1 protein-coding gene is annotated in these 1258 nt (G+C 42.9%); it reads right to left on the reverse strand.

The genetic code is table 11. From position 1 onward, the window contains the following. Nucleotides 1-8: 8 nt before the first annotated feature. A protein-coding gene (locus M9196_RS23205) for an IS3 family transposase (protein WP_250619873.1) occupies nucleotides 9-1186 on the reverse strand; the annotation gives its coding sequence in 2 pieces (ribosomal slippage) (nucleotides 9-928 and nucleotides 928-1186; 1179 coding nt in all). Nucleotides 1187-1258 lie beyond the last annotated feature (72 nt).

Consider the following 1258-nt stretch of genomic DNA (forward strand, 5'->3'; position numbering starts at 1 on the left):
TGTAGTGGTCAACTAATATTGGCCACGATCTTAGAGTTTAACCAGAACAATCGTTCTGACTCATTAGGTGTCAGCCCGCCATTATATTGATGGGGCCTGAGCTGACAGTAATATTGAATTATGTATCGGGTAATTTCCTGTTGTGCTTCATCAAAGCTACGGTAACCTACCGTCGGGATCCACTCAGTCTTTAAGCTTCTAAAAAATCGCTCCATTGGGCTGTTATCCCAACAGTTTCCACGACGAGATAAACTCTGTTTTATTTGATAACGCCACAGTAATTGGCGGTATTTTCTGCTTGTATAATGAGTTCCCTGATCACTGTGGAACATAACGCCTTGCGGTTTTCCGCGAGACTCATAGGCCATCGAAAGAGCCTTTCCTGTTAATCGGCTATCCGGTGATAGTGACATTGCCCAACCAATCGTTTTTCGTGCAAATAAGTCTATAACAACGGCTAAATACATCCAGCGATTACCTGTCCAAACATAGGTAACGTCACCGACCCAAACCTCATTTGGCTCAGTAACAGCAAATTGCCTATTAAGATGATTTGGGATCTCTATGTGTTCCTGTGATGCCTTTCTGTACTTATGTTTCGGTAACTGGCAACTCACTAGGCCAAGCTCTTTCATTATCTTGGTAGCTCGATAACGACTCAGATTCATTCCTTGATTTGTCACAAGGCTCGCGATGGTTCGAGCACCGGCAGAGCCATTACTCGCAGCATGGCTTTCATTTACCAAGCTGTGTAGCTTGACCTTTTCTACATTGATAACAGCTGGCCTTTTTCGCCAATATTTATAGCTGCTGCGATGAATACTGAACACTTCGCACAATGTTTTTATGCTATAGCTCTGCCTGAGTTTCTCAATTATCGAGAATTGTTCAACGAGTCCGACATCAAGAGAGCGGTAGCTTTTTTTAATATTTCGTTATGCTCCTCAAGACGAGCTAGCTTCTTTTTAAGCTCTCGTATTTCAATTTGTTCAGGCGTAATTGGATAGGCTTTAGGTGCTTTACCTTGGCGTTCTTCTTTTAGTTGGCGAACCCATTTGTCCATGGTGGACTTGCCCACATTCATGGCTTGAGCTGCTTCAGCAACTGAGTGGTTTTGATCGAGGACTAGCTGTGCTGCCTCTAGTTTAAATTCAGCGCTAAAAAGTCGTCTTGTACGTTTTGTCATAATGTCACCTGTTAACTTATGAGGTGATGATATCACCTCTAACTAGGTGGCCAAATTAACTATGCCACTACA

Origin of the sequence: Vibrio methylphosphonaticus, assembly GCF_023634655.1 — a bacterium.
Lineage (GTDB): Bacteria > Pseudomonadota > Gammaproteobacteria > Enterobacterales > Vibrionaceae > Vibrio > Vibrio methylphosphonaticus.